This is a genomic window from Leisingera sp. NJS204, from assembly GCF_004123675.1.
GTDB lineage: Bacteria > Pseudomonadota > Alphaproteobacteria > Rhodobacterales > Rhodobacteraceae > Leisingera.
The window spans coordinates 4016410-4039950 of the sequence record NZ_CP035417.1 but is presented as its reverse complement, the minus strand read 5'-3'; the positions used below and the strand labels follow the sequence as shown (position 1 = coordinate 4039950).

Here is a 23541-nt window from a genome sequence, read left to right as displayed (position 1 = left end):
CAACGAAAATGGGCCGGTCCGGGGTCCGGACCGGCCCGCTATGGCCTGCGTATCAGGCGTTAGCGCTTGTCGTTGTCCAGGTCTTCGAATTCCGCGTCAACGATGTCGTCATCCGCAGGGCTTGCGGTTTCATCCGCGGCGGCCGGCTCGTCTTCGCTGTCCGCTTCGGCCTGTGCTTTGTAGATCGCTTCACCCAGCTTCATAGCGGACTCGGTGACGTTCTGAATGCCCGCTTTGATTTTCTCGGCAGTCGATTTCTCGTTCTCCAGATCATCCTTCAGCGCGGCGATGGCCAGTTCGATCACCTCGACGGTCGACGGATCGACCTTATCAGTGTGCTCTTCCACGGCTTTTTCGGTCGAGTGAATCAGGCTTTCAGCCTGGTTCCGGGCTTCGATCAGCTCGCGGCGTTCCTTGTCCGCTTCGGCGTTCTCTTCGGCGTCCTTAACCATTTTTTCGATATCGTCGTCCGAGAGGCCGCCCGATGCCTGGATGGTGATCTGCTGTTCCTTGCCGGTCGCCTTGTCCTTGGCGCCAACCGACACGATGCCGTTGGCGTCGATGTCAAAGGTCACTTCGATCTGCGGCAGGCCGCGGGGCGCCGGCGGAATTTCCTCGAGGTTGAACTGGCCGAGCATCTTGTTGTCGGCGGCCATTTCACGCTCACCCTGGAAGCAGCGGATAGTCACGGCATTCTGGTTGTCTTCCGCGGTCGAGAACACCTGGGACTTCTTGGTCGGGATGGTGGTGTTACGGTCGATCAGACGGGTGAAGACGCCGCCCAGGGTTTCAATACCCAGGGACAGGGGGGTCACGTCGAGCAGTACCACGTCCTTGACGTCGCCCTGAAGAACGCCGGCCTGGATGGCGGCGCCCATGGCAACCACTTCATCCGGGTTCACACCCTTGTGCGGCTCTTTGCCGAAGAATTTGGTGACTTCTTCAATGACGCGCGGCATGCGGGTCATGCCGCCAACCAGAACCACTTCGTCAATGTCGGAAGCGGACAGGCCAGCGTCCTTGAGGGCCGCCTTGCAGGGATCCATCGAACGCTTGATCAGGTCGGAGACCAGGCTTTCCAGCTTGGCTCGGGTCAGTTTCATCACCATGTGCAGCGGCTGGCCCGAAGACGGGTCCATCGAGATGAACGGCTGGTTGATCTCGGTCTGCGAGGTGGAGGAGAGTTCGATCTTGGCTTTCTCTGCGGCCTCTTTCAGGCGCTGAAGGGCCATTTTGTCCTTGGACAGATCGACACCGTTTTCCTTTTTGAACTGGTCTGCCAGGTAGTTGACGATACGCATGTCAAAGTCTTCGCCGCCCAGGAAGGTGTCGCCGTTGGTCGACTTCACTTCGAACAGGCCGTCGTCGATTTCCAGGATAGTCACGTCGAAGGTGCCGCCGCCGAGGTCATAAACCGCGATGGTCTGGGTTTCTTCCTTGTCGAGGCCATAGGCCAGCGCAGCCGCGGTCGGCTCGTTGATGATGCGCAGCACCTCGAGGCCAGCAATCTTACCGGCGTCTTTGGTGGCCTGACGCTGTGCGTCGTTGAAATAGGCCGGGACAGTGATGACTGCCTGGGTGACTTCCTCGCCCAAGTAGGATTCCGCGGTCTCTTTCATCTTACCCAGGGTAAAGGCAGAGATCTGCGACGGGGAGTATTTCTCACCCTTGGCTTCGACCCATGCGTCGCCGTTGCCGCCGTTGACGATGGAAAACGGCACCATCTTTTTGTCTTTGGCGACTGCGGCGTCGTCGAACCGGCGGCCGATCAGGCGCTTAACGCCAAACACGGTGTTGTCGGGGTTGGTGACGGCCTGGCGTTTGGCCGGCTGGCCGACCAGGCGTTCGTTGTCGGTGAAGGCAACAATAGACGGGGTTGTGCGTGCGCCCTCGGCGTTTTCAATCACGCGGGGCTGGGAGCCATCCATGATGGCCACGCAGGAGTTGGTGGTACCCAGGTCAATGCCGATAACTTTGCTCATTTGCGATCCCTTTTTACTACTCAAGGCGATTACCCGAGGCCTGAACCCGTTGCGGCATCCTGGCCCCGATGGAAGTTGCGGTTTGGTCTGCACCTTGCCGCGTCCCGGCGTATATAGGGAGCAGAAAACGCCCCTGCAAGCGCTCAGGCACGCTGAGATGCGTGAATCAATGCGCTTTTTTGCAAGGGTCATGGTTAAGGATGGATGAACGGCAATGACCTTGCTGCGTGTGCGCGGACTTGATGTCTACAAGGGGTTTCTTGAACCGGCCAGGCAAGCAGCGTTGATAGACGCGTTGCGGCCGGTGCTGAAGGCGGCACCGCTGTTCTCACCCAAGGTGCCGGGGGGCGGGCAGATGTCGGTGCGGATGACATCGGCGGGGCAATTCGGCTGGTATTCTGACGCCTCCGGCTACCGCTATGCTGAGCAGCACCCCTCAGGGCGGAATTGGCCTGAAATCCCGGAGGCAATATTGGAGATTTGGCGGCAATTGACCGGGCAGGAGCGGGCACCGGAATGCTGCTTGCTGAATTACTATGGAGAGGGTGCGCGGATGGGGCTGCATCAGGACAAGGATGAGGCGGATTTCTCTTACCCCGTGGTATCCATCAGCTTGGGCGATGACGCGCTGTTCCGGATTGGCAACCTCAGCCGTGGCGGCAAGACGGAATCGGTCTGGCTCAACTCAGGCGATGCGGTGGTGATGGGCGGTGATGCGCGGCTGACATATCACGGGGTAGACCGGATCCGGTTCAAGTCCTCGCGGCTGCTGCCCAAGGGCGGCCGGATCAATCTGACGCTCAGAGTGGTTGCGTGACGCCGGCAGGGCGCAAAAGTTTTAAGGAAAACTTTTGCCAAGACTTTTTGAAAAGTCTTGGTCCGGGTTTTGCCGTTACCGCCGTGCGCTCCAACTGATGGAAACCTGGCGCCGGGTGTAGAATTCGCCCATCAGGCCGATCACGATCAGCACCAGCGCTACCCAAGCAGCATACTGCCAGGAACTGAAATGCGGGTTGTAGTTGATAAAGACAAAGCCGCGGGCCTGGTCGATACAGTGAAACAGGGGGTTCCAGTCGAACATGGCAAGCATGAAACTGGGCAGCGTGTTGGCTAGGAACATCTTGCCCGACGCGATCATATTAGCGCGTTGGTAGATCATCGTCAGAATACTCACCAGCCCAGGTGCCCAGGGTTTCAGCACCAGGAACACCAGCCCGACGGCGGCGCCGGTGGTCCAGGCCAGCAAAATCATGCCAAAGGCGGGTATTGGCTCTTCGATATGCACGGGCGTGAATGCGACGTGGTAGACAAACAGGATGATGAACAGTGACAGCACTTGGATATACAGCGCGCCGATTGCGGCAGATAGAATGGCCACCATCGTGTTCATCGGCGCATGCTGCATCATCGGGCTGCTGGGCCCCTCAGCACCGGCAACGGCACCGACTGTCTTGGTGTGAACCATGAACAGAAACACACCGGACATAACATAAAGCAGAAAGTCGCCGCGAATTGCTGAGCCGCGCAGGCCCAGCAGCGCGAACATGGCAAAAAACGCCCCGACGAAGAGGACGGCTTGCATGATGTTCAGCGCAAGTGCCGCAAAGGCATTATTGTGTTTGGAACGGACGCTGCGCACGACCGAATGGAATACCACCTCGCTAAGCGTGAGGAGCCCGGACAACGAGGATTGCTGCGTGCGCTGCTGAAACATGAGGCCTGTATTCTCTGCTCGAATTTGATGCGGCTGCTTGCCGTTCCGCTATCTGCGCATCATAAGGGGCAAGAGGCAAATTTTCAATTAAACCCATGTTAGGGAGATCTGCGTGACGTATGAAGACCTGGTGCCCGTGATCCGCCGCCTGGCAATTGAGGCCGGCGCAAAGATCATGGAAATCTACAATTCCGACGATTTCAACGTGAAGGTTAAATCCGACGAAAGCCCGGTAACAGCTGCGGATGAAGCTGCGGATGCGTTGATCTCGGCAGGGCTGCGGGCGGCCTTCCCGGATATGATGCTGGTCACCGAAGAACAGTCTGACTCGCACAAAGAGCGCGGCGATACCTTTCTGATCGTCGACCCGCTGGACGGCACCAAGGAATTCATCCACCGCCGCGGTGATTTCACTGTGAACATTGCGCTGGTGGAAAAAGGCGTGCCGACCCGCGGCGTGGTCTATGCACCGGCCAAAGAACGGATGTTCTTTACCCTGGCGGATGGCAGCGCGGTTGAGGAAACCGGTGTGTTTGATCCGCACACCATCGGTGAAACCCGAGCGATCCGGGTCGCCGGCAGTGATAATGCTGCGCTGATGGTGGTGGCGTCGAAGTCACACCGCGATCAGGCAACCGACGATTACATCGGCAAGTACAAAGTGAAGGATAGCAAAAGCGCCGGCTCTTCGCTGAAGTTCTGCCTGGTGGCCACTGGTGAGGCGGATCTGTATCCGCGTGTGGGCCGCACCATGGAATGGGACACAGCTGCCGGTCACGCGGTGCTTGCCGGCGCCGGCGGCAAAGTGGTGCGTTTTGACGATCACTCCCCGCTTGTTTACGGCAAGGAAGGTTATGCGAACCCGTTCTTCATTGCCTATGCACCGGCTGTGGAGCTGAAGAAAGCCTGATGTCTGTCCTGATCGTCATCCCCGCCCGCTACGCCTCGACCCGCTACCCCGGCAAGCCGCTGGTGCCGCTGACCGGTGCCACCGGTGAGGCCCGCACGCTGGTGGAACGCTCCTGGCGGGCGGCCTGTTCGGTGCAAGGCGTGGACAGGGTGGTGGTGGCGACCGATGATGATCGCATCAGGCAGGCAGCCGAAGCCTTTGGTGCCGAAGTGGTGATGACTTCGGAGACCTGCGGCAATGGCACTGAACGCTGCGCCGAGGCGCATGCAGCGCTGGGCAGCGGTTATGAGATTGTTGTGAACCTGCAGGGCGACGCTCCGCTGACGCCGCACTGGTTTGTCGAAGATCTGGTGGCGGGGCTGCGCGCAGCGCCCGGCATGGGGCTGGCTACACCGGTGCTGCGCTGCAATGGCGAGACGCTGAACAGTCTTCTGGCCGATCGCAAGGCCGGCCGGGTTGGCGGCACCACCGCAGTATTTGCCGAAGACCGCAGTGCGCTCTATTTCACTAAAGAAGTGGTTCCGTACTGCGCGCAGACCTTTGGTGATGGCGAAAATACGCCGGTCTTTCACCATGTCGGCGTCTATGCCTACCGCCCGGACGCCTTGGCGGCGTATTCTGGCTGGACGGCGGGGCCGCTGGAGAAACTGGAAGGGCTGGAACAGCTGCGCTTCCTGGAGAACGGCCGCAAAGTTCTGTGTGTCGAAGTCGAAGCCCGAGGGCGCGAGTTTTGGGAGCTGAATAACCCGGAAGATGTGCCGCGGCTGGAGGCGATGATGAAGAAGATGGGTCACGAGTAGGCGAAGAATGGTGAAAGGTACTGACACAGGCAGAAGCACACTGATGGGATGCAGCCCGGGGCCGCTGGCAGCCGCATCGCGAATTGTTGGGGACAGCCAGGTCTAGCGGAGCTTTATCTCTCCTCACTTGCGGGGAGGGCGGTATCCGGCCTGGAATTTTAGTATTGAGAGAGCGCCATGCGTAAGAAGGTAACTAAGGCAATTTTTCCCGTTGCAGGTATGGGAACACGTTTCCTTCCCGCAACCAAATCCGTTCCGAAAGAAATCATGACACTGGTCGACCGGCCACTGGTGCAATACGCCATTGACGAGGCGCGCGCGGCCGGGATCAAGGAGTTCATCTTTGTCACGTCGCGCGGCAAAGGTGCACTGGAAGATTATTTTGACCATTCACCGGTTCTGGAGCAGGAACTGCGTAAAAAGGGCAAACAGGATCTGCTGGATTTGCTGCAAGGCACCAATATGGAATCCGGTGCCATCGCCTATATCCGCCAGCACAAGGCGCTGGGCCTGGGCCATGCGGTCTGGTGCGCCCGCCGGCTGATCGCCAATGAACCCTTTGCGGTGATCCTGCCGGATGATGTGATCGCGGCGGAAAAACCCTGCTTGCAGCAGATGGTCGAAGCTTACGAGGAAACCGGCGGCAATATGGTGGCTGCGATGGAGGTTCCGCCTGAAAAGACGTCCTCTTACGGTGTGCTTGACGTGAAGGACGACATGGGCCAGGTGGTTGCGGCCAATGGGATGGTAGAAAAGCCAAGTGCAGGCGAGGCGCCTTCGAACCTGGCTGTGATCGGCCGCTATATCCTGTCGCCTTCTGTATTGAAAAACCTCAACAAGATGAAGTCGGGTGCGGGCGGCGAGATCCAGCTGACCGATGCTATTGCCGAGGACATAGCGCAGGACGTGCCGGTTTACGGCTACCGGTTCCGCGGCCAGCGGTTTGATTGCGGTTCCAAGGCAGGCTTTTTGCAGGCCACAGTGGCCTTTGCGCTGGCGCGTGAAGAGTTGCGGGATGATCTGATGAACTACATTTCCGAAATCGCGCAGGTTGGCAAAGCCGCGCAATAACGACTCTGGCCGCCTCCCGGGGCGGCCCTGCATGGGGCAGAGACAGTGACACATATCCTGGTGACCGGCGGTGCCGGCTATATTGGTTCGCATGCTTGCAAGGCGCTGAAAGCGGCGGGTTACACCCCGGTAACCTATGACAACCTGGTGACCGGCTGGCAGAACGCGGTGAAGTTCGGCCCGTTTGAGCAGGGCGACTTGAATGACCGGGCGCGGCTGGATGAGGTCTTTGCCAAGTACCGACCTGCTGCTGTGATGCATTTTGCGGCGCTCAGCCAGGTTGGCGAAGCGATGAGCGAGCCGGGCCGCTACTGGGCGAACAACACCGGCGGGTCGCTGAACCTGATTGAGGCCGCAGTGGCTGCGGGCTGTCTGGACTTCGTGTTCTCCTCGACCTGTGCGACCTATGGCGAGCATGACAATGTGGTGCTGGACGAGAACACGCCGCAGCTGCCACTGAATGCCTATGGCGCCTCCAAGCGTGCGGTGGAGGATATCCTCAAAGATTTTGGAGCTTCGAACGGGTTGCGTTCGGTGATTTTCCGCTATTTTAACGTGGCGGGTGCTGATCCAGAGGCTGAAGTGGGCGAGTTCCACCGTCCCGAAACCCATCTGGTGCCGCTGGTGCTGGATGCTGTTGCAGGCAAGCGCGATGCGCTGACCATTTTCGGCACCGATTACGATACCCCGGACGGCACCTGCATCCGCGATTATGTGCATGTCTGCGATCTGGTGGATGCGCATGTGCTGGGGCTGAAGTGGCTGGAAGAAGGCAAGGGAAGCCAGGTGTTCAACCTTGGCACCGGTTCTGGCTTTTCTGTGCGCGAAGTGATGGACAAGGCCGAGGCGGTGACCGGTCAAAAGGTGCCGTGCAACACGGGTGAGCGCCGGGCGGGAGACTGCACCAAGCTGGTGTCGGGCTCGACCCGGGCGGTCACCGATCTGGGTTGGGAGCCGCGCCGCTCAACCCTGGAGATGATGATCGCCGATGCCTGGGAGTGGCATAAGACAGGTTATTACGAGGCCTAAGTATAACATGATGCGCTCCGCTGCTGCTGACATGCCGCCCCTGGGCCTTGCTGGGGCCTACAGGATGCGGTGGAAACGGCGGCGGATGCTGTGGCGGGCATTGCGTGCCCGGCGCCAGATGCGCAAAATGGCTGACCGTACAGACCAGATCCCCGCAAACGGGGTTCTGGTCTTTATCGTTTTACGTAACGAGATCAGCCGTCTGCCTTTTTTCCTGGAATCTTACCGGCGGCTGGGTGCCGCGCATTTCCTGGTTGTCGACAATGGCAGCGATGACGGCAGCGCCGAACTGCTGGCAGATCAGCCGGATGTCTCTGTGTGGCAGACTGCTGCCAGCTACCGGGAAGCGCGCTTTGGCCTGGACTGGCTGGGCTGGCTGCTGATCCGCTACGGCCATGGCCGCTGGTGCCTGACAGTCGATGCGGATGAGCTGTTGGTCTATTCCGGTATGGAAGAACACGGGCTGGACGACCTGACGCAAAACCTGGAACAGCAAGGGCGTCAGGGCTTTGGCGCACTGATGCTTGATCTCTACCCCAAGGGACCGCTGGGCGGGCAAAGCTATGCACCGGAACAGGATCCGTGTGAAATTCTGCAATGGTTTGATGCGGGGCCGTACCGGGCCGTTCGGCAGCAGCCGATGGGCAACCTCTGGGTACAGGGCGGCGCCCGCGAGAGAGTGTTTTTCCAAGAGCAGCCGGAACGGTCCCCGACGCTGAACAAGCTGCCGCTGATCCGCTGGAACCGCCGCTATGCCTATATGAACTCAACCCATTCGCTGCTGCCGCCGCAAATGAACGCGCTCTATAACGGGCCAGGAGGAACGGAGCCCTCAGGGATACTGCTGCATACCAAGTTCCTGCCCGAGATTGTTTCCAAGTCAGCAACAGAAAAGCAGCGGCAGCAGCACTTTCACACTCCGCTGCAGTTTGACGGCTACTATGATGGGATCTCGGGAACTCCGGATTTGTGGTATTCTGGATCGGTTCGGTACCAAGATCCGGAACAACTGGCGGCGCTTGGGTTGATGACACCGATCAACTGGTGAATTACCGAACGGCCACTGAACTGTTGCAGCCAGGCCGTGCGGATGCGTAACTGTTTCTAAATTCGTTGTTAATACAATACTCCCGTGACATATTGCGCGGAAACTTGAGGCAGGTCCTGTTAGGCCTGAACGGGTGAGCGCGCTCCCTGGATATTGGTTTGGAGTGAACGTGGGGCTTTGGGATTCTTACCGGATGCGGTTGCGGCGCAAGCGGCGTCTGGTCCGTGCGGTGCGCAAATCCAGTGAGCTGACCGCTGTGCAGGACAATACCAAAGCTATCCGGCCGGGGGATATCCTGCTGGTCTGCACCATGCGCAACGAGCAGATCCGGCTGCCCTATTTCTTGCAGTATTACCGCGGCATGGGGATCAACCATTTCCTGTTTGTCGACAATGGTTCCACCGACGGCAGTGCCGACTATCTGCGCGGTATGGACGATGTTTCGCTGTGGCACACCACGGCGAGCTACAAGCGTTCAGGTTTCGGCATCGATTGGATGAACGGCCTGAAACGCAAATATGCGCACGGGCATTGGGTTCTGGTGGTCGATCCGGATGAGTTTTTTATCTACCCGTTTTGCGACACCCGTCCGATCCGCGCTTTGACTGACTGGTTGGACAATTCCGCGATCCGCAGTTTTTCGGCTATGCTGATTGATGTCTATCCCAAGGGCAGGATTAGCGAGGTGCCGTATCAGCCGGGGCAGAATCCTTTGGAGATTGCCCATTGGTTTGACAGCGGCAACTATACAATCAGACGCAACCCGGAATACGGCAATTTGTGGATTCAGGGCGGGCCGCGGTCGCGGGTGTTTTTTGCAGACCAGCCCCAACGGGCGCCGGCGCTGAACAAGATACCTCTCGTCAAATGGCACCGCCGCTATGCCTATGCCAGCTCTACCCACGCGCTGCTGCCGCGGGGATTGAACCAGGTCTATGAGGCTGATGGCGGTGAAAAGGCCAGCGGCGCGCTGCTGCATACCAAATTCCTCGATATCTTTACCGTAAAGGCGCAGGAGGAGCTCGTCCGCGGGCAGCATTATGCCGGCTCCACCGAGTATAAGGCCTATGCAGGCAAACTGGTGGAGCAGCCGGAGCTGTGGTGCAAATGGAGCGAGAAGTACATCAACTGGCGCCAGCTTGAGATTTTGGGAATGATGTCCAAAGGAAACTGGGCATGAGCGCGGTTGGGGTCGTCATGCTTGTGCATACCGCACTGGATCGGGCTGCGCAGGTGGTGCGGCACTGGACCGCCAGCGGTTGCCCGGTGGTGCTGCATGTGGACCGCAACGTCGGGCATCAGGCGTTCACCCGTTTCAAAGATGTGCTGGCGGATGATCCGCTGGTTCGGTTTTCCGCGCGCCACCGGTGCGAATGGGGCACTTGGGGAATTGTTGCGGCGTCGCAATCGGCGTCCGAGGTGATGCTGGCGGAGTTTCCGTTAGTGCGCCATGTCTATCTGGCCTCCGGGTCGTGCCTGCCGCTCCGACCTGTGCAGGAGCTGATCGATTACCTGGCTGCCCGCCCGCGCACCGATTTCATCGAAAGCGCCACCACTGCGGATGTGCCGTGGATTGTCGGCGGGCTCAGCCACGAGCGGTTCACCCTGCGGTTCCCGTTTTCCTGGAAGAAACACCGCTATCTGTTCGACCGCTACGTGGATTTGCAGCGCAAGTTGCGCATCAGGCGCCGGATTCCCCCCGGGCTGGTGCCGCATATGGGGAGCCAGTGGTGGTGCCTGACCCGGCAGACACTGTCGGCGATCCTGGAGGATCCTGAACGTCCGGTTTATGATGCCTATTTCCGCAAGGTCTGGATTCCGGATGAGAGCTATTTCCAGACTTTGGTGCGGCAGTATTCCAGCAATATCGAAAGCCGCTCGCTGACGCTGTCGAAATTCGATTTCCAGGGTAAGCCGCATATCTTCTACGACGATCATTTGCAGCTTCTGCGCCGGTCAGACTGCTTTGTTGCCCGCAAGATCTGGCCACATGCAGAACGTCTGTATCAGGCGTTCCTGACCGACCCTGCCGGCGCGATGAAGCGGACCGAGCCGAACCCGGGTAAAATCGACCGGATTTTTGCCAAGGCGGTAGAGCGGCGCACCCGCGGCAGACCCGGTTTATACATGCAAAGCCGGTTTCCCGGCCAAGGCTCGGAGAATGGCATCACTTCCAGCCCCTATTCAGTGTTTCAGGGCTTTACCGAACTGTTCGACGATTTTGAAACCTGGCTGGCTCGAACCACCGGGGCGCGTGTTCATGGGCATATATTTGCACCGGATGGGGCGGCGTTTTCCGAAGGGCAGAGATTGGTCAATGGGTGCCTCAACGGCCATGCCAGGGTCCGTGACTACAATCCAGAGAGCTTTCTCACCAGCCTGATTTGGAACACCCGCGGCGAACGGCAGTGCTTTCAGTTCGGGCCAGGGGACAACCAGGCAGTGAACTGGCTGCTGGCACGGGATGCAAATGTGCAAATTTCTGTCATCAGCGGTGCCTGGGCAGTGCCGCTGTTCAAATCCAACCGCAACTTCACAGAACTCCGGCAGGAAGCGGCAAAGCTGCAGCAGACCGAGGCTGAGCAATTGCAGATCCTGCGCTCGCAATGGACCAAGGCACGGGTCCGGATCTGGAGCATGGCGGAGTTCGTAGAGGCGCCAATGGAACCATTGCAGACGATCATTGACGAAATCGGTCCTCTTGCGGCGCGTCATCTGAGCGAGGCTCCCAAGATGACGGACCTTGAGGGCTTTGGACAGTTTTTGCAGAACCTGAAAAACCAGGGCATGCACCCCTACTTGATGGGGGATTTCCCGGTTGAGCAAAGCCCTGTCAGCCTCTCCAAGCCGCAACGCAAACCCTATCTGGTACGATAAATTCTGATGTCTGATTCCTCCTTCGACTATTTTGTTGTCTTTGCTGAAATGCGGACGGGCTCCAATTTTCTGGAGACCAATCTGAATGCTTTTGACGGGCTTGCCTGCCACGGCGAAGCCTTCAATCCGCATTTCATCGGCTATCCGAACAAGAGCGATATTCTGGGGGTGACTCAGGCTATGCGGGAGGCGGATCCAGCCCGGCTGATCCAGCAGATCAAGGCTGACCCAAGCGCGCTGGGCGGTTGCCGCTATTTCCATGACCATGATCCGCGGGTGCTGGACCTGATGCTGGAGGATCCGCGCTGTGCCAAGATCATCCTGACCCGCAACCCGCTGGACAGTTATGTGTCCTGGAAGATTGCCAAGGCAACCGGGCAGTGGAAGCTGACCGATGTAAAGCGCCGCAAGGACGCCAAAGCGCGGTTTGATGCAGCGGAATTTTCCGCCCATGTAGAAGCGTTGCAAGATTTCCAGGTCACGCTGCTGAACCGGCTGCAGTCGCTGGGTCAGACGGCGTTCTATGTGGCCTATGAGGATCTGCAAAGCGTTGAGGTGATGAACGGGCTGGCACGCTGGCTGGGAGTGTCCCAGCGGCTTGAGGCGCTGGATGAGAGCCTCAAGCGGCAGAACCCGGCGCCGGTTCTGGCTAAGGTGGCAAACCCTGACGTAATGCAAGAGGCACTGTCGGGCATGGACCGCTTCAACTTGACCCGCACCCCGAATTTCGAGCCGCGCCGCGGCCCGGCGGTGCCTGGGTATGTGGCGGGGGTGGTGACGCCGCTGTTATATTTGCCGCTCAAGGGCGGACCGGAGCGCGAAGTCGTGCAATGGATGGCCGGGCTGGATCAGGTGGCGCCAGACGGGTTGATCCAGGGCATGAACCAGAAACAGCTGCGCCAGTGGAAACGCGGCAATAAGGGGTTCCGCAGCTTTACCGTGCTGCGCCACCCTGCGGCGCGGGCCCATGCGGTGTTCTGCCACCGGATCCTGAATGCCGGCGAGGGCAGCTTCCGGGCCATCCGCAATACGTTGCGGCGGCAGTTCGGGCTGGTTTTGCCGGAGGAAGGGCCGGACGACGGGTATACCCGAGCGCAGCACCGGGACGCTTTCGCCGGTTTTCTGAATTTTGTCCGGGCCAATCTGTCCGGGCAGACGTCGATCCGGGCGGACGCGGAATGGGTCAGCCAAAGCCAGGTGCTGGCCGGGTTTGCTGAACTCGGGCCGCCGGACCTTCTGATCCGCGAGACGGAGATGAGTGAGGATCTGCCTGCACTGGCTCGCAGGCAGGGTCGGATGGAGCCGGGACCGGTGCCGGCCGCTGCGCCGCAGGTGCCCTTTGCATTGGATGATATTTACGACGCGGATCTGGAGGCGCTGATCGCCTCCGTTTACCAGCGCGACTATCTGGCGTTTGGCTTTGGTCCCTGGCGTGCAGGCTGATCCGGCAGCATGAATGCAGGCGCGATGTTACCGTGTCCGCCGCAGATTTAGCTGAGGTAAACCTCCGGGGCGGTCTTGGGCCTTGCCGGACTGAAAAAGCTCCGCCGGATGGCGGCTGATGACGGACGAGAGAGCTTGCGGGAAAGAAGCGGCGCAATAGCAATTCCTGGCCGCAAGCAAGTGCGCAGAAAAACCGGGAAATTCAGATACGGGCAGACGCAGCCCGGAGATCAGGCCGCTTGGACGGACTGATCTTCTGTCAGGATGGTATAAAGCGTTGCCGGGTCGTGGTTGGCGCGCAGTTTTGTGCAGAAGCTTTGTTCGCGCAGGGTGCGTGACACCAGCGCCAGTGCTTTCAAATGCTCGACGCCGGCATCTTCCGGAGCAAACAGGGCAAAGGCAATATCCACTGGCTGGCGGTCCACCGCTCCGAAGTCCAACGGCTTCTCCAGGATCAGGAAGATGCCGCGGACTTCGCTGACCGTGTCCAGCCTGGCATGCGGCAGGGCGACGCCATGGCCAACCCCGGTAGGGCCTAGGCTTTCGCGGTCCAGCAAAGCCTCGACCGTCGCCTGGGCGTCCAGCCCGTATGCAAATTGAGCAATGTCTGCAATTTCCTGGAACAAGCGCTTCTTGCTTGAGGCCGCACCGATCACCCGGACGGCCTCTGGCTTGAGGATGCTGGAAATCTGCATATGTCTGCTCCGTTCCGGCGCCCCGTTGTGGAGGGGCGCCGATGCCTTAGATGTGATTACGGATCGATCCAGCCGATGTTGCCGTCTTCGCGGCGGTAGACCACATTCAACCCGTCTTTGCCTTCTTTGCGGAAGACCAGAACCGGTGCGCCTGCAATTTCCATCTGCATTACCGCTTCCCCGACAGACAGGGACGGTATGCGAGTCTCCATTTCGGCGACGATGATCGGCTGCAGCGAGTCCGGTTCGGTTGTTTCCGCTTCCTCAGAGGCGAGGATATACGAATTGGCGCCCAAATGTTCAACCGGTTCGCTGCGATCCTTGTGGTGGTCTTTCAGGCGGCGCTTGTAACGGCGCAGCTGTTTTTCCATTTTTTCGCAGCAAGAGTCGAATGCGGCGTAGATTTCGGTTTCGTGCGCCTTGGCCTGAGCGCTCAGCCCGGTCGACAGATGGACGGTGGCTTCACACACATATTCATGCGCCGAACGGGAAAAGACCACTGTCGCGTCGGTTGGCCGTTCTGCATATTTCTGAACGGCCGAACCCAGCTCGTTCTGCACATGGGTTTGCAGAGCTTCGCCGATGTCGATCTGTTTACCGCTTATTTTGTAACGCATGTGATCTCCTTTACGAATTATTGCGGCCCAAACCCGCCGCCAAGGCAATCCTTGGCGCTGTCACGTCAGGTCCGGAACCGGGGGGCAGGCCAGGCATCCGGTTGCATCCGTCCGGGCCTTGTCGCCAAGGCTGCTAAGCGGATTGCATCGGTCTGCGCGTATGCCATGGGTCAATTCGACGGCAAGACAGCGGGAGAGTCAATGGATAACCCGGAAAAAGAAACACGGGTTTCAGGCATATTTTCGGTTGTCCGGCTTTGACTGCGGAAGTCAGGAAATGCGGAAGTTGTCGCCGAGGTAAACCCGGCGGACGTTTTCGTTTTCAACCACTTCTTCGGGGCTGCCGGACATCAGCACCTGGCCGTCATGCAGGATATAGGCCCGGTCCACGATCTCCAGGGTCTCGCGCACGTTGTGGTCGGTGATCAGCACGCCGATACCGCGTTTCTTGAGGTCGGAAACCAGGTGGCGGATATCGCCGACCGAGATCGGGTCAACGCCGGCAAAGGGTTCGTCAAGCAGCAGGTATTTCGGATCTGCGGCAAGGCAGCGGGCAATCTCAACCCGGCGCCGTTCACCGCCTGACAGCGCCAACGCGGGTGCGCGGCGCAGGTGTTCGATCGAGAAATCCGACAGCAGTTCTTCCAGCCGCTCGCGGCGTTTGTGTTCGTGTTTTTGAGAGATATCCAGAACGGCAGAGATGTTGTCCTCCACCGACAGGCCGCGGAAGATCGACATTTCCTGTGGCAGATAGCCGATGCCAAGGCGAGCGCGCCGGTACATCGGCAGGCCGGTCACGTTCTGGCCGTCGATGCTGACGGTGCCCGCTTCGGGGAAAACCAGACCTGCAATGGCGTAGAAACTGGTGGTTTTGCCAGACCCGTTGGGACCCAGCAGGGCCACCACCTCGCCGCGGTTCAGCGACATTGACACGTCGCGGATCACTACCCGTTTGCGGTAGGATTTGCGCAGTTTTTCAATACGCAGCCCGGAAGAGCCTTCGGTGACGGTCAGACCAGGTTTCGCCATCAGTTGCTGCCGCCATTCGGGTTCAGGATAGTCTTTACCCGGCCGGCCATTTTGGCAGTGCCGGAAGTCAGGTTCACCTCAAGCCGGTTGGAAGCCAGGGTACCGCTTTTCTGGTTCAGGAGCACATTGCCGGTCATCACGATAGTGCCTTGGTCAATGGTGTATTCGGCGCGCTGTGCCTCGGCGGCGTCCGGACCGCTGACCAGTACCACATTGCCGGTGGCTTCCAGCCGTTCAATGCCCGCTTGGGCGTCTGTTTCGTCTGCGGTTTTGTAGATCACCAGAACCTTGTCTGCAGACAGCCGCATGATGCCCTGAATAATGAGCACATTGCCGGTAAACTCTGCCGAGCCGTTTGCCTGGTTGACCGCAAGGTTGTCGGCGGTGACTTCAACCGGTTGGCTGGGGTCGGACTTGACCGCGCCAAAGGCAACGGAGGCCGTCTGCGCCGCCACTAGGCTGGGAAATACCGCGAGCGGCAGGCAAAAAATCAATGCGCGCAAATAGGACACAGGTTATCTTTCCGGTTTCTGGGGTTCATATAGCAGCTTCACCCCGTTTTTGAACAGCATATGGACCGGTCCGCCCTCGGTTTTCACTCCGATCCGCATATTACCGGCGGTCAGCTCGCCGATCGGGCCAGTCGCACGGACTGCGCCAGGGCTGTCGGCTTCAAGCCCGCTAAGCGCTGTGTTCAGTTCTTCGGTCTCGACAATCAGCCCGTCTGCGGAGGTGATAATCACCTTACCGGAAAAGCGCGCCATGTCCCGGCCAGGGTGGATCGCACCGCTTTCCGATTTAAGCGTGATCCTGCCGCCCTCAGCCAGATCGAATTCAGCGGAAAGATCGCTGGCAACTGCGGGTGTGCCGTCACCGCCGGGGCGGGCGAGCGCAGCAGTGACCATAATTTCATCGCCCTGTGCGGTGGTGCCGGAGAAGAAAGGAGCAGTGACTTGCTGGCCTTTCATCCGGTCTTCGATTTCCTTTTGAGCAAAGGGGATCACCGCGTCGGTGTTCACCCCGCGGGAGATCAGGAACATTGTGGACATCAGAACCAATGCGGCCAGCGGCAGCAGTACCTTAAGATAGGCAACGGCTCTGGAGTAGCTGTCCATGCTTTTTCTCCTCCGGGCTTGCGTCAGCCCAGGCCTGCGCGCAGGCAATCGTGGATGTGCAACAAGCCCTCGGCCTTGCCGCCGTTGTCCGGATCAACCACGAACAGGCAAGTGATTTTGCGCTGGTTCATCACGGCGACAGCCTCGTGGGCCATTGCGCCGGGGGCGATTGAGGCGGGGCTTGCGGTCATGACTTCGGCGGAAGATTTGTCCAGCAGGCCGTCCATGTGGCGGCGCAAATCGCCGTCTGTTATGATGCCGGTCAAGGATCCGTCTGCGGCAACCACACCTGCCACTCCAAATCCCTTCTGGCTGATTTCGATCAGCGCATCTGACATCGGCGTGTTCTCAGTGACAAGCGGCAGGGCATCGCCAGCGTGCATCAGGTCGCGCACCTTGCTGAGCTGCGCCCCCAGTTTGCCGCCAGGGTGGAAGTCGCGGAAGTTCTCCGGGCGGAAATCCCGGTATTTCATCAGTGCTATCGCCAGCGCATCGCCCATTGCCAGTGTCAGCGTGGTGGAAATTGAAGGCACCATGCCAAATCCGCAGGCCTCGCCCAGCGAGGGGATTTGCAGGTGCACATCCGCTTGCTTCATCAGGGCGCTGTCCATCTTGCTCGACAGCCCAATGAGGGGGATGCCGAAACGGCGGGTGAAAACCAGCAGATTGGCCAGCTCCGGCGCCTCGCCTGAGTTGGAGATCGCCAGCACCACATCGCCTTCAGAGAGCATTCCCAGATCACCATGGCTGGCCTCGGCGGGGTGCACGAAATAGGCCGGCGTGCCGGTCGAGGCCAGGGTGGCGGCGATCTTGTGGCCGATATGGCCGGATTTACCGATGCCGCTGATGATGATGCGGCCCTTGGCCTGCAGGATCAGCTGCACCGCTTCGGCAAAGCGTTCGTCCAGGCTTTCGGCGAGGGTGTCCAGCGCCCTGGCTTCATCGGTGATCACCTGCCGTGCGGTGACGAGGAGTTTTTCTGTATCAGTCATGAGTGCGCAAAGATGTCGATTTCGGGCCAGCCGGCCAGATCCAGCTTGGCACGCATGGGGAGGAAGTCAAAGCAGGCCTGCGCCATTCCGGTGCGGCCCTCGCGGGCCAGGCGCTTGTCCAGCGCCTTGCGCAGCTTGTGCAGGTGGAGCACGTCGGAGGCGGCATACTCAAGCTGTGCTTCGGTCAGTTCCTCTGCGCCCCAGTCGCTCATCTGCTGCTGTTTTGATATGTCGATGGCCAAGAGTTCCTGGGTCAGGTTCTTCAACCCGTGCCGGTCAGTGTATGTGCGGACCAGTCGGCTGGCGATCTTGGTGCAATAGACAGGGGCCGCGAGAGCGCCGAATGCGTGGTGCATGGCGGCAATATCGAAGCGGCCGAAGTGGAACAGTTTCAGCACATTTGCATCTTCCAGCATCCGGCACAGGTTGGGCGCTTCGGTCTGGCCCTTTTCGACCTGCACGATATGGGCATTGCCGTCGCCGCCGGACATCTGAATCACGCAAAGCCGGTCACGATGCGGGTTCAACCCCATTGTCTCGCAGTCAATTGCGACGACGGAACCGAGATCCAGCCCGTCGGGCAGGTCGTTCTTGTAAAGGTGGTTGGCCACTGGTGTTCCCCTGTGTTCAAATCGCCCCGAAGGGTGCCGTACTGGGGAAATAGGTGGTTTGCCGTGCAAACTCAACGGTCGCTGTCATTCGGGAGCGGAGGCTGACTGGACCGCAAATGCCGAGACAAGGCAGCCAGCCGCCGCAGATGGCGCGCGAGGGTCAGAAAAGGAAGCTTCCATTGTGCAGGTCGCTGTACTGCACATCGATTGGCAGAATGGAATTTCCGCCACCGGTCTGGATGACCACGGCGTCGCCGGTTCGGGTTGCCGCCACACGGGCTTTACAGATCGAACTCAACGAAGGGGCCGGAAAAGATCAATTCGCTCCCTGTTACCGTCGGCGCCTTTAGCGGTATCCTTGCCGCCTTTGGTTACAATGACATTATCAGTGGTAGCTCTTGTTTTTGGGCCAGATTTCCGCCTGGCAAAGCTAAAACATTAGTTTCACGTCAGGCGGCAGCATTCAGGTTCTGAGGCGGCGTATCCTAGGCCGCGCCCATCCACCTGGATCTTCACCTTAGCGGCCCGCAGCACGCTGGTGAAATCTGAGTTGGGGAACCAGTAACCCTGATCAGAGTTGAATATCCCGGGCGGGCAGCGCCGGGCCAGTGCTTCCTTCAAGGCCTCGATGCAGAACCCGGCGTTCATCGTGCCGGATAACCGCCAGATCAGTAATTTGCGGCTGTGCCATCCCATTGCCGCGGCCGGGTAAAGGCCTCCGCCGGCATCGGACAGTTTGTTGTTCCGCATGCCGATGTCGCGACCGGTGGTAATGTTGCTGACGTCCAGAGTGTCGCCGCCGCCCTTGTCGCAGATTGCGAAAGCGATAGGCAGAGCGGCGATATCTGGGTTTGCCCCATTGGTTCAGCTGTCAAATAGGCCACCCAAATCACCATCGAGATTTGAGCCTGTTCCCAATGTGGTATTGCTGGCGGTGGCGCTGTTGCTGCCTGGTGCGTCCTAAAGCTCCTGCATTGCAATAGTGTTCACCCTCATTGCTGAGATGACATAGACCTTACGGGCATCATCTGTCGTGCTTTCGTCGTCAAATGAATTTGTGCCGAACCTGTTGTTTTCTGAAATTTGATGTCCGAAACTGCTTGTAAAAATTGTGTCCGATAGTGTTGCTCGGAAAACAATTATCAAGCCCGGCGGTTGGTGCGGCGGCCTGATATCGTAAAATTCCGAGAGTTTTAGATGTTTATGATTTTGGGGAATGGTGCCCAGGAGAGGACTCGAACCTCCACGTCCTTACGAACACTAGCACCTGAAGCTAGCGCGTCTACCAATTCCGCCACCTGGGCAGGTGTCGTGAGACCGGCATATAAGGTGGTTCGCTGGGGGCGTCAAACGGAAAACGGCCGAAGATCCAACCTAAGATGGAATGCCGATCCAGGCCGCCCTATCGCCGAGTGAGAAAGTCCATCTTAAAAGCCACGTGAGTCAGTAATCTTGCCCAGGCCTGCTGTGTTTCGCTATTCCAGTCCGGACCCAGCGTGTCGGCAAGGGCACTGGTGAAACTGCTTATGAAGCCATGGAAATGGGCATCTGACACGTCAAGTTTGCGATGCTTTTCACCTTGCTGTTGCAAGATCGAATCCAACCGGCCGGTGTCATCCAGCGCTTCGGCGATATGGGTCAGCGAGGCCAGCAGCTTTCCCTCTTGCTGGGTCAAATCGTCAGGAAACAGGCTCCGGATATCGGGGCAGACAGCAAAGAAATTTCCGTAGAATGCCGCCACACAGGCTTCGATGTTCATCCGCTCGCTTTCAAAGCTTTGCCGGATCAGCTTTTTGTCCTGCTCACTAACCGCCGGGACTGACCTCCTGAAAACGTGCAGATACAGATGTTACCGCTGCATCACCCCACTCTAGCGTTGGAGGGTTGAAAACAGGGTTAACCAAACCGCCCAATTCACAGCAAGCTGTTAACGGCTCTTGCAGTTTCTGTCGCCATTGCAGCCGAAGCCCTGGTTTTGCGCCTTGTTTGGCGCCCCTTGCGGCGCTAGAGCTTAGGGGCAGCTAAGTTCAGGAGCCAAATGATGTCCAAACTGGTCACGATCTATGGCGGATCCGGTTTCGTGGGCCGCTACATTGCACGGCGCATGGCCAAGGAAGGCTGGCGGGTGCGGGTGGCCGTGCGCCGTCCCAACGAAGCCATGCATGTGAAGCCTTACGGCGTTCCGGGCCAGGTTGAACCGGTGTTCTGCAATATTCGCGATGATATGTCTGTTGCTGCGGTGATGCAGGGCGCAGATGCAGTTGTAAACTGCGTAGGTGTCTTGAACGAACTCGGTAAAAACTCGTTTGGCGCCATCCATGCGGAAGGCGCAGGCCGTATTGCGCGCATCGCGTCGCAACAGGGGGTAGCCAGCCTGGTGCATATCTCGGCAATTGGCGCCGATGCGGACGGTCCCAGCGAATATGCCAAAACCAAAACCGCTGGAGAAGCCGCGGTGCTGCAGAGCTTTCCCGGCGCGGTGATTTTGCGCCCGTCGGTCATCTTCGGGACCGAGGACGGCTTCTTTAACCGTTTTGCCGGCATGACCCGGCTGTCGCCGATGCTTCCGATCGCGGCGGGCAATACCAATTTCCAGCCAGTGTTCGTCGATGACGTGGCCAAGGCCGCCGTCATGGGGGCGCTGGGCGAGGCCGAAGGCGGCATTTATGAACTTGGCGGCCCCGAGGTGAAAAGCTTCCGGGCGCTTATGGTGCAGATGCTTGAGGTGATCCACCGGCGCCGCCTGATCCTGTCGCTGCCGCGCCCTGCCGCTTGGCTGGTGGCCTTCGGGTTCGACATGCTGCAGGCAGCCAGTTTTCAGATGATTGAGAACAAAGTGCTGACACGCGACCAGCTGCGCAGCTTGAAGGCGGACAATGTGGTGTCCGAGGGCGCCAAGGGTTTCGGTGATTTGGGTGTCAGCCCGGTGACTGTGGGTTCGGTGTTGCCGGATTACCTGTGGAAATTCCGCCCCTCCGGCCAGTATGATGAGATGACGAACTCAGCCCGGAATCTGCGCAACGGCGCCTGATACTCTTACCGTCTAAGGATTAATAAGCGCGGGCGTCTCCCCGCGCTTTTGATCTCAGGTTCAGCTGCCGTAGGCGATGGCCAGCAGGACAACACCCAGAATCACCCGGTAGATCACATAAGGCGTAAAGCTGACCGAGCGCAGCAGCCGCATCATCAGGTTGAGCGCCGCCAGCGCTGCCGCCATCGCCAGCACGGCGGCAATGCCCGCGTCGCGTATCAGTGCGGTGTTGGCCTCCAGCGCCACCTCGGTTCCCAGCAGCACACCTGAGGCGATGATGGTCGGAATCGACATCAGCATGGCAATGCGGGCACCGTCCTCGCGGGTATAGCCCAGCTGCCGCGCACCAGTGATCGTGATGCCCGAACGTGACGTGCCTGGGATCAGCGCCAGCATCTGCCACAGCCCCATGATCAGCGCATCGCGGACGCCCCAGTCGCCAGTCTGTTTCACTTCGGCGCCTTTCTGGTCGGCCCAGTACAGCACCAACCCGAAGCCCAGCATGGTCCAGCCGATTACCGTCATTGATCGCAGCGCATCGCTGAGGCCGGTGAAATGCAGCACAGCACCGAACAGGACGGTGGGAATAGTTGCGATGATCAGCCCCAAAGCGAGTTTGGATCCCGGCGTATCCGTACGGCCGGTCAGGGCACGAGGCAGGCCGGCAAGCCCCTCACGCACGTCGCTCCAAAAGTAGATCATCACTGCCGCCAGGGTGCCTATATGCACAGCGACGTCGATCACCTGGCCTTGATCCTCCAGCCCGGTCAATCCGGGAAGTAGAATCAGGTGGCCGGAGGAGGAAACTGGCAGGAATTCGGTGATGCCTTGGATCAACGCAATCAGGATCAGCTGAAAAAGCGGCATGCTGAAATCATCCTTCACTGGCCGCCGATGGGCCGTAAACTGTCGCGACTCTGTATAAATCCCGGCTCTGGATTGGAAAGCGGATATTCAGGTCCGGTTCGGACTTAATAATCCTGTACATTTCCGTAAAACACGGTATCAGAATTCAAGAGCTGTCTAAATAGGTCAGCAATATTGACATAAAGCGTATCCGCACCCGAAGAGGTGCCAGCGCAGCCAGACAAACGATGGAGTCCAGCCCGTGGCCAAGCAACCGATGCTGAAATTCGTGCAGATCGAACGCGACATGCCTCAAAAGCGTGACGCGAGTGTGCGCAAGGAAGACTTCAATGAGATTTACGCAGAGTACGCTGCTGCCAAGGCCGAGGAACAGGCCAGCCGCTGCAGCCAGTGCGGTGTGCCCTATTGCCAAAGCCACTGCCCGTTGCACAACAACATCCCCGACTGGCTGCACCTGACCGCAACCGGCCGTTTGGAGGAAGCCTACGAGACTTCGCAGGCCACCAACACCTTCCCGGAAATCTGCGGCCGCATCTGTCCGCAGGACCGTCTGTGCGAAGGCAACTGTGTGATTGAGCAGTCGGGCCATGGCACCGTGACCATCGGCTCGGTGGAAAAATACATCACCGACACCGCCTGGGAAAACGGCTGGGTCAAGCCCGCAGCACCGCTGGCAGAGCGCAGCGAGAGCGTCGGCATCATCGGCGCCGGTCCCGGCGGTTTGGCAGCGGCGGACATGCTGCGCAAGGCCGGCGTGCAGGTTACCGTTTATGACCGCTATGACCGCGCCGGCGGGCTGCTGATGTATGGCATCCCCAGCTTCAAGCTGGAAAAGGACGTGGTGGAACGCCGCAACAAGCTGCTGGCGGACGGCGGCGTGACTTACGTGCTGAACTGCAACGTGGGTGAAGACATCTCGTTTGAAGAGATCCGCAACAAGCATGATGCAGTGATCATCGCCACCGGTGTTTATAAATCGCGTGATCTGGCGATGCCGGGCAGCGGCTCCGAAGGCATCGTCAAGGCAATCGACTTCCTGTGCGCGTCGAACAAGAAGAGCTTTGGCGACGAAGTTGCGGAATTCGACAACGGCGACCTGAATGCCGAAGGCAAGAAAGTTGTGGTAATTGGCGGCGGCGATACCGCAATGGACTGCGTGCGCACGTCGATCCGCCAGGGCGCGACCTCGGTCAAATGCCTCTACCGCCGTGACCGTGCCAATATGCCGGGCTCGCAGCGTGAGACCCAGAACGCCGAGGAAGAAGGCGTGGTGTTTGAATGGCTGTCTGCGCCCAAGGGTTTCACCGACGAGGGCGGCAAAGTCGCCGGCGTGATGGTTCAGAAGATGCGCCTGGGCCAGCCGGATGCCTCGGGCCGTCAGGCGCCGGAGGTGATTGAGGGCGCGGACTACGTGGAGGAGGCCGATCTGGTGATTAAGGCTTTGGGCTTTGAGCCGGAAGAGCTGCCCACCCTGTGGAACCAGCCGGAGTTGCCGGTGACCCGCTGGGGCACCGTCAAGGCGGCGTTCAGGACCGGCGCTACCGAGCTGGGCGGCGTCTATGCAGTGGGTGACATCGTTCGTGGCGCGTCGCTGGTGGTCTGGGCAATCAAGGACGGCCGCGATTGCGCGGAAGCGATCCTGGAGAACTTTAACAGCAAGGCCGCAGTGGCGGCGGAGTAATCCGGCACCCTGTGCACCGTCTGTGCACC

22 protein-coding genes, 1 tRNA gene and 1 pseudogene are annotated in these 23541 nt (G+C 59.2%); 11 read left to right on the top strand and 13 right to left on the bottom strand.

Annotated features, from left to right (window positions below; genetic code table 11):
• Positions 1 to 59 precede the first annotated feature (59 nt).
• Positions 60 to 1982, bottom strand: a complete 1923-nt coding sequence (gene dnaK / locus ETW24_RS19645; protein ID WP_129372605.1) for a molecular chaperone DnaK — start codon at positions 1980 to 1982, stop codon at positions 60 to 62.
• A gap of 214 nt (positions 1983 to 2196) precedes the next feature.
• On the opposite strand from dnaK, the gene ETW24_RS19640 reads away from it, so the two are divergent.
• Positions 2197 to 2799: an alpha-ketoglutarate-dependent dioxygenase AlkB family protein gene (locus ETW24_RS19640; RefSeq protein WP_129372604.1), complete on the top strand. Its 603-nt coding sequence runs from the start codon at positions 2197 to 2199 to the stop codon at positions 2797 to 2799.
• Between the two features lie 75 nt (positions 2800 to 2874).
• Here the strand turns inward: ETW24_RS19640 and ETW24_RS19635 are convergent, their stop codons facing one another.
• Complete coding sequence (locus ETW24_RS19635; protein WP_129372603.1) at positions 2875 to 3696, bottom strand: ABC transporter permease; 822 nt, start codon at positions 3694 to 3696, stop codon at positions 2875 to 2877.
• A gap of 112 nt (positions 3697 to 3808) precedes the next feature.
• Here ETW24_RS19635 and cysQ point away from each other — a divergent pair, with 112 nt between their 5' ends.
• The 8 genes from cysQ (at position 3809) to ETW24_RS19595 (ending at position 12874) form a co-directional block, all read left to right on the top strand.
• The gene (gene cysQ, locus ETW24_RS19630; RefSeq protein WP_129372602.1) at positions 3809 to 4606 is read left to right on the top strand and encodes a 3'(2'),5'-bisphosphate nucleotidase CysQ; all 798 of its coding nucleotides are present in this window, start codon (positions 3809 to 3811) and stop codon (positions 4604 to 4606) included.
• A complete protein-coding gene (locus ETW24_RS19625) occupies positions 4606 to 5406 on the top strand; it encodes a 3-deoxy-manno-octulosonate cytidylyltransferase (protein ID WP_129372601.1) in 801 nt (266 codons plus the stop codon). The genes cysQ and ETW24_RS19625 overlap by 1 nt, the downstream gene beginning before the upstream one ends.
• Before the next feature lie 177 nt (positions 5407 to 5583).
• A complete protein-coding gene (gene galU, locus ETW24_RS19620) occupies positions 5584 to 6477 on the top strand; it encodes a UTP--glucose-1-phosphate uridylyltransferase GalU (protein WP_024092080.1) in 894 nt (297 codons plus the stop codon).
• A 45-nt stretch (positions 6478 to 6522) separates the two neighbouring features.
• Positions 6523 to 7506, top strand: coding sequence for a UDP-glucose 4-epimerase GalE (gene galE, locus ETW24_RS19615; RefSeq protein ID WP_129372600.1), 984 nt, complete (start codon positions 6523 to 6525; stop codon positions 7504 to 7506).
• A 7-nt stretch (positions 7507 to 7513) separates the two neighbouring features.
• Positions 7514 to 8554: a glycosyltransferase family 2 protein gene (locus ETW24_RS19610; protein WP_129372599.1), complete on the top strand. Its 1041-nt coding sequence runs from the start codon at positions 7514 to 7516 to the stop codon at positions 8552 to 8554.
• A gap of 193 nt (positions 8555 to 8747) precedes the next feature.
• Entirely contained in the window at positions 8748 to 9734 is a 987-nt protein-coding gene (locus tag ETW24_RS19605; protein WP_129372989.1) for a glycosyltransferase family 2 protein, read from the top strand.
• Complete coding sequence (locus ETW24_RS19600; protein ID WP_129372598.1) at positions 9731 to 11431, top strand: DUF5927 domain-containing protein; 1701 nt, start codon at positions 9731 to 9733, stop codon at positions 11429 to 11431. The genes ETW24_RS19605 and ETW24_RS19600 overlap by 4 nt, the downstream gene beginning before the upstream one ends.
• A 6-nt stretch (positions 11432 to 11437) precedes the next feature.
• The gene (locus ETW24_RS19595; protein ID WP_129372597.1) at positions 11438 to 12874 is read left to right on the top strand and encodes a sulfotransferase family 2 domain-containing protein; all 1437 of its coding nucleotides are present in this window, start codon (positions 11438 to 11440) and stop codon (positions 12872 to 12874) included.
• A gap of 230 nt (positions 12875 to 13104) precedes the next feature.
• Here ETW24_RS19595 and ETW24_RS19590 read toward each other — a convergent pair whose 3' ends face one another.
• The 10 genes and pseudogenes from ETW24_RS19590 to ETW24_RS19545 form a co-directional block, all read right to left on the bottom strand.
• Positions 13105 to 13569, bottom strand: a complete 465-nt coding sequence (locus ETW24_RS19590) for a PTS sugar transporter subunit IIA (protein ID WP_129372596.1) — start codon at positions 13567 to 13569, stop codon at positions 13105 to 13107.
• A gap of 56 nt (positions 13570 to 13625) precedes the next feature.
• Positions 13626 to 14186: a ribosome hibernation-promoting factor, HPF/YfiA family gene (gene hpf, locus ETW24_RS19585; RefSeq protein WP_129372595.1), complete on the bottom strand. Its 561-nt coding sequence runs from the start codon at positions 14184 to 14186 to the stop codon at positions 13626 to 13628.
• 270 nt (positions 14187 to 14456) lie between these two features.
• Positions 14457 to 15215 carry an LPS export ABC transporter ATP-binding protein gene (gene lptB / locus ETW24_RS19580; protein ID WP_129372594.1) on the bottom strand — a complete coding sequence of 253 codons (759 nt, stop codon included), beginning with the start codon at positions 15213 to 15215 and terminating at the stop codon, positions 14457 to 14459.
• Positions 15215 to 15727, bottom strand: coding sequence for a lipopolysaccharide transport periplasmic protein LptA (gene lptA, locus ETW24_RS19575; protein WP_129372593.1), 513 nt, complete (start codon positions 15725 to 15727; stop codon positions 15215 to 15217). Before lptA ends, lptB begins: the two co-directional genes overlap by 1 nt.
• 3 nt (positions 15728 to 15730) lie before the next feature.
• Positions 15731 to 16330, bottom strand: a complete 600-nt coding sequence (gene lptC / locus ETW24_RS19570; RefSeq protein WP_129372592.1) for an LPS export ABC transporter periplasmic protein LptC — start codon at positions 16328 to 16330, stop codon at positions 15731 to 15733.
• A 23-nt stretch (positions 16331 to 16353) separates the two neighbouring features.
• Positions 16354 to 17322, bottom strand: a complete 969-nt coding sequence (locus tag ETW24_RS19565; protein ID WP_129372591.1) for a KpsF/GutQ family sugar-phosphate isomerase — start codon at positions 17320 to 17322, stop codon at positions 16354 to 16356.
• A complete protein-coding gene (locus tag ETW24_RS19560; protein WP_129372590.1) occupies positions 17319 to 17933 on the bottom strand; it encodes a ribonuclease D in 615 nt (204 codons plus the stop codon). The genes ETW24_RS19565 and ETW24_RS19560 overlap by 4 nt, the downstream gene beginning before the upstream one ends.
• A 489-nt stretch (positions 17934 to 18422) precedes the next feature.
• Positions 18423 to 18653 (bottom strand): annotated as a pseudogene (locus tag ETW24_RS24955) (DDE-type integrase/transposase/recombinase); the annotation flags it as partial.
• A 497-nt stretch (positions 18654 to 19150) separates the two neighbouring features.
• A tRNA-Leu gene (locus tag ETW24_RS19550) sits at positions 19151 to 19237 on the bottom strand.
• Positions 19238 to 19335: 98 nt separating this feature from the next.
• On the bottom strand, positions 19336 to 19692 hold the full coding sequence (locus tag ETW24_RS19545; RefSeq protein WP_129372588.1) for a globin domain-containing protein: 357 nt from the start codon (positions 19690 to 19692) through the stop codon (positions 19336 to 19338).
• Positions 19693 to 19974: 282 nt separating this feature from the next.
• On the opposite strand from ETW24_RS19545, the gene ETW24_RS19540 reads away from it, so the two are divergent.
• Complete coding sequence (locus tag ETW24_RS19540) at positions 19975 to 20964, top strand: complex I NDUFA9 subunit family protein (protein WP_164982780.1); 990 nt, start codon at positions 19975 to 19977, stop codon at positions 20962 to 20964.
• 60 nt (positions 20965 to 21024) lie between these two features.
• On the opposite strand, the gene ETW24_RS19535 is transcribed toward ETW24_RS19540, so the two are convergent.
• A complete protein-coding gene (locus ETW24_RS19535; RefSeq protein ID WP_129372586.1) occupies positions 21025 to 21831 on the bottom strand; it encodes an undecaprenyl-diphosphate phosphatase in 807 nt (268 codons plus the stop codon).
• A 241-nt stretch (positions 21832 to 22072) separates the two neighbouring features.
• On the opposite strand from ETW24_RS19535, the gene ETW24_RS19530 reads away from it, so the two are divergent.
• Complete coding sequence (locus ETW24_RS19530; RefSeq protein WP_129372585.1) at positions 22073 to 23512, top strand: NAD(P)-dependent oxidoreductase; 1440 nt, start codon at positions 22073 to 22075, stop codon at positions 23510 to 23512.
• Positions 23513 to 23541: the final 29 nt, after the last annotated feature.